The sequence below is a fragment of the Mesorhizobium sp. M7A.F.Ca.CA.001.10.2.1 genome, assembly GCF_003998575.1.
Classification (GTDB): domain Bacteria; phylum Pseudomonadota; class Alphaproteobacteria; order Rhizobiales; family Rhizobiaceae; genus Mesorhizobium.
Genome location: NZ_RZQY01000432.1, coordinates 1 through 5106 on the forward strand (window position 1 = coordinate 1; position 5106 = coordinate 5106).

The following is a 5106-nucleotide window of genomic DNA, read 5'->3' on the forward strand; positions in this document are numbered from 1 at the left end:
CGACCGGTCCGGCCGGCAAGGCAGGACTCAAGCCCGGCGACGTGGTGCTGCAACTCAATGGCAAGCCGGTCGAGAGCATCGAAGCGCTGGACTACCGGATGGCGACGCTGTCGATCGGCACCACCGCCAATTTCGCGGTTTTGACCAAGGGCCAGCAGGCGGCGATGGATATTGCGCTGGAGCGTGCTCCGGAAGGCATGAAAGCTGCCGAGGTGACGCTGCATGGCCGCAGCCCGTTTTCGGGCGCCAAGGTCGCGGAGCTGTCGCCCCGGCTCGCGCAGCGGCTTGGCCTGCGCACGGACATCAAGGGCGTCACCGTGGTCGACATCAACCGTGATTCTCCGGCCGCCGATTTCGGCTTCCAGCCGGGCGACATCGTGCGCGAGGTGAACGGCACCACCATCGATACCGCGGCGACCCTGGAGTTGGCGGCCAGGACGGATACGCGCTGGTGGCGCTTTACCGTCGAGCGTGGCGGGCAGATAATGCGTCAGGTGTTGCGTTATTAGGGCTGGGTTCCGTGCATTCGGGCTCATGCTCCAACGAAAAAGAAGTGCATGGCCGATCTGTTCAGCGTCGATGAACCGGAAAAGACCCCGCCTGGGCGGCCGCTGGCCGACAGGCTGCGGCCGAGAAACCTTGGCGAGGTCGTCGGCCAGGAGCATCTGACCGGCCCTGACGGCGCGCTGACCCGGTTGATCGGTTCCGGCTCGCTCGGCTCGATGATCTTCTGGGGGCCGCCCGGCACCGGCAAGACCACCGTGGCGCGCCTGCTTGCCGGCGAAACCAGCCTGGCCTTCGAGCAGATATCGGCTGTCTTTTCCGGCGTCGCCGACCTGAAAAAGGTGTTCGAAGCGGCCAAATTGCGCCGCACCAATGGCCGCCAGACCTTGCTGTTCGTCGACGAGATCCATCGCTTCAACCGTGCCCAGCAGGACAGCTTTCTCCCGGTCATGGAGGACGGGACAGTCGTGCTGGTTGGCGCCACGACCGAAAACCCGTCCTTCGAACTGAATGCCGCTTTGTTGTCACGCGCGCGCGTTCTGGTCTTCCATTCGCTTGGCGAGGAGAGCATCTCCAAGCTGATGGTGCGGGCGGAGGAGACCGAGGGCAGGGCGCTGCCGCTCGACGACGAGGCGCGGACCATGCTCATCCGCATGAGCGATGGCGACGGCCGGGCCTCGCTGACGCTCGCGGAAGAAGTCTGGCGGGCAGCCAAACCCGGCGAGGTCTTCGATCCCGAGGGACTGCAGCGCATCGTCCAGCGCCGCGCGCCGATCTACGACAAGGGCCAGGACGGCCATTACAATCTGATCTCGGCGCTGCACAAATCGGTACGCGGTTCAGACCCTGACGCGGCTCTCTACTATCTCGCACGCATGTTCGATGCCGGCGAGGATCCGCTCTATCTAGGCCGCCGGCTGGTGCGCATGGCCATGGAAGACATCGGCCTTGCCGACCCGCAGGCGCTTGTCGTCGCCAATGCCGCCAAGGATGCCTACGACTATCTCGGCTCGCCCGAGGGCGAGCTGGCTTTTGCCGAGGCCACCGTCTATCTCGCCACCGCGCCCAAATCCAACGCCGTCTACAATGCTTTCAAGGCTGCCACGCGGGCCGCGAAGGAACACGGCTCGCTGCTGCCGCCCAAGCACATCCTCAACGCGCCGACAAAGCTGATGAAAGAGGAGGATTACGGCGCCGGCTATCGTTACGACCATGACGAGCCGGATGCCTTTTCGGGGCAGGATTATTTTCCCGAGAAGATGGGCCGCCAGACCTTCTATGATCCGCCCGAGCGCGGCTTCGAGCGCGACATCAGGAAGCGGCTCGACTATTGGGCGAAGCTGCGCAAGGAGCGGGAGTAGCAGGCTTGCGTGAGGCCGTTGGCCAGATCCACCAGGCAGCCAGCCGGCCACGATAGCAGGGCCGTTGTGTGGTAACCCAAAAAACCTTATCAAGGCGCACGACCGGGCGGTGGTCGTTGCCGTGATTTGGGCACTTCATTCGCAACAGGATCGCGCTCCGCGCGTGGAAAAATGACAAAAACCCTTCGCAAGTCCCTTCGCAAATTCGCCATTGCCATCCCGCTTCTCGCCCTTGGCTTCTATTTCATTCCCATCCTGACGACGATCTTCATCATCTGCGGCCTGATCGACGTGCTGCGCAACGACCGCAAGGATCTGTCGCTGTTCTCAGGCTATTTTCTCGGCAACGGCCTGTTCACCTGGCTGCTTTCGCCGTTCAATCTGCTGGTCGACCTCTTGTGCTACAGAAATCCAGGTGTCTGGAAGCTGGAGCAGTTTCCCGCCGACTATCAGCGCGAGGTCAACGAGGTCCTGGACATCTTCAAGGCGCGCAAAGATGAGATCATTGCCGATATCGACGCCAATTTCGGCGCCGGCCGGCGCGGCATGTATGTCTACCAGTGGTACGGTAAGCACAGGATCGACAACGTCGCCGAGTTCAACAAGGACTTCAAGTACATCAAGACCATAGCCGTTTCCGTCTTCAGCAAGCGCGAATCGACGTCTTGGCATTTCGGCCCGCTGCGGCTCAGCCTGCGCATCCTCTACAATCTGATCCCGGTTAAGTCGGAGATTTTCGTCGAGTGCGGCAACGTCAAGAATTATTGGTACGACAATCCGCTGTTCATCTTCGACGACACGCTGCTGCATCGCTCGGTCAACGAGTATGACGGACGCCGCTACTGCGTCTTCATGGACATCATCCGGCCGTCTCCGGTTCCCAGACTGATCGCGGGCATGCTCTCAATCGTCTCGGTCAGCGTCGAGCGCATCAATTCCATGTTCTACAAGAACTGGAAGATGATCGGTTCGACCAAGCCGAAGAATGCCGGCACGACCTGAGCTTTAGAAAACCGGCGCTGCCGGCGGCATTTGGGTGCTCTGCGTGTGAGACTTGGCCATCCTTGTGGCCGCTCATGCGCCGGAACGGCTCCTGGCTGCATGAACGGCGGCCCCGGGCTGACTTTGACAGTTCTGCCTCTTCTCCTTCTGGCGGCTTCAAGTGACGAAGAACAGATCTCTCGGATTTTGGGCAACGACATATGTGTGCACCGCTCTGCTGGGAGTTGCTCTTGCTCTCACCTATGTAGGGCTTGAGCAGCCTGTCTATTACTGGGACTTCGCTGCCTATTTCGACACGTTCAGCCGGCAAGGCACGCTCTTGATTCAGAGCCCTCTCGAGTGGCTCAGCCATTTGAGGACCTCGATCGCCACGGATGACTACAGTGCGGCGATCCTGGTGCCGCTGATGCCGTTTCACATCATTTTTGGCGATTCGAGGTTTTCCTATATCGCCGGAATAGTTGCTGTTTATCTGGTCCCGACCGCTCTTCTCATCGGCAGAATTAGCTATCTGGAGGCGGCGACCGGGACGTCTTCATGCCGAAGCTGGCTCACCGTATGGATTGCGGCCTTTCTCTACACGCCGTTCTGGGCGGCGACGCTCCGTGGGTTGCCTGACATTGCCGGCTGTCTCGCGCTTTGCGCGGCAACCTATTTTCTCTGGAAATCGAGGTTCCTGACCCATGAACCGGTGATCAGCGGAATACGTGTCGGCGTATGCCTGTGGTTGGCGTTCGTGCTGCGCCGCTGGCACGCCTATCCTGTCATCGGGCTCGGAATTTCCGCAGCCTTCTTCTGTTTTCTGCAGGTTGCCAAAGATCGGGACTTTCCGGCACTCCGCAATGCCGCCGTCGGAGGCCTGTGTGCGATCCTCGTGGTTGTCGGAGCCGCGCTGACCTTCCAGCAACCCTTGATCTTCAAGATACTGGGAACCAGCTATGGCGATCTTTACAGCGGATACAAGACGGACTTCGTTTCGCAGATTGTCCAGGTGGGATCCCGGCTCAGCTATGTGAACTGGCTGTTGATCGTATTTGGCCTTTACATCTCCATTATACGCCAAAACAGATTTTCCCTGTTCTGTGCCGTTGCTTCGGCACTCACCTTCGTCCTCTTCACCCGCATGCAGGACCCGGATCGCCATCATTCGGTGCCGGTATTTCTTTGGCTCTTTCCTACCTACGCCCAGGCAATCGTTGCGATCGTTTCGATGCCGGCACTGAGATCGCGATGGTCGAACGCCGCGATAGCCGTTGCCGCCGGGCTGGCGTTTTTCGGTACTTTTTTCCCGACTGGCCGCCAGGTTCTGTCGCCGATCAGCTACGTCTTTGCCAGGGAAGCCACGCTCCCGCTGCACCTCGACAATCTTCCAGAATACAGGCGCCTTATCGATGACCTTCTTGGAAAGATGGGACCTGGGGACCGGTTGTCGGTGTTTGCATCCAGCGGGATCATGAGCGATTCATTGCTGTATGAAATGGACAAGGACCTTTACCCTCGCATCGAGTGGGCTTGTCAGGTCGATAGTCGCGATCGATTCAGACCGGCGGCGTTGAAGTCCAAATACGTTGTCGTGACCGACCCGCCCGTTATCCATCTGCAGCAGGGCGCGCAGCTCTGTGTCTCGATACCGGACCAATACATCGTCGAGGGCAAAGGCATTGGCGCAGCATACAGGCGCATAGCGGCTTACCAGCTGTCCGGCGACGTCAAGGGCTACCTCTACGAACAGGTGCGCCCTATCGGCAAAACGGAGGTCGATGACCTCTATAACGAGTTCAGGAAAAAATATCCGGGATGGGCAACGCCTGAGTGGTGAGCTCGATCTGCGTGCGGTTGCGCCCGCAACGAGGGATTGACGGGGCAGCCGTGCGGGGGCAGTAAACGGTCATGTTCAATCTGTTTCTCGTCGTCGTCGGTGGCGGCATCGGTGCCGGAATTCGTCACCTTACCAACATCGGCGCGCTGCGTTTTGTCGGCCCCAGCTATCCCTGGGGCACGATGGCCATCAACATCATTGGCTCCTTCGCCATGGGGCTGTTCATCGCCTCCATGATGCGCCGTGGCGGATCGAACGAGGTCAGGCTGTTCGTTGCTACCGGCATTCTCGGCGGCTTCACCACCTTCTCCGCCTTTTCGCTCGATTTCGCGACGCTGTGGGAGCGGGGAGCCACGCTGCCTGCGCTGGCTTATGCCCTTGCCAGCGTCATTGGCGCCATTATCGCCCTGTTTCTGGGAC

The 5106-nt window shown here is 60.0% G+C and carries 5 protein-coding genes; all 5 read left to right on the forward strand.

The features are described 5' to 3' along the window. The coding region (locus tag EN964_RS23870; RefSeq protein ID WP_127276791.1) for a PDZ domain-containing protein at positions 1 to 509 on the forward strand (509 nt) is incomplete at its 5' end. A 48-nt stretch (positions 510 to 557) separates the two neighbouring features. After that, complete coding sequence (locus EN964_RS23875) at positions 558 to 1865, forward strand: replication-associated recombination protein A (protein ID WP_127268774.1); 1308 nt, start codon at positions 558 to 560, stop codon at positions 1863 to 1865. Between the two features lie 171 nt (positions 1866 to 2036). After that, complete coding sequence (locus EN964_RS23880; RefSeq protein ID WP_127268773.1) at positions 2037 to 2867, forward strand: aspartyl/asparaginyl beta-hydroxylase domain-containing protein; 831 nt, start codon at positions 2037 to 2039, stop codon at positions 2865 to 2867. Positions 2868 to 3027: 160 nt separating this feature from the next. Further along, positions 3028 to 4686, forward strand: a complete 1659-nt coding sequence (locus tag EN964_RS23885; protein WP_127268772.1) for a hypothetical protein — start codon at positions 3028 to 3030, stop codon at positions 4684 to 4686. A gap of 71 nt (positions 4687 to 4757) precedes the next feature. Further along, a partial coding sequence (gene crcB / locus EN964_RS23890) for a fluoride efflux transporter CrcB (RefSeq protein ID WP_127276793.1) occupies positions 4758 to 5106 on the forward strand: 349 nt, incomplete at its 3' end.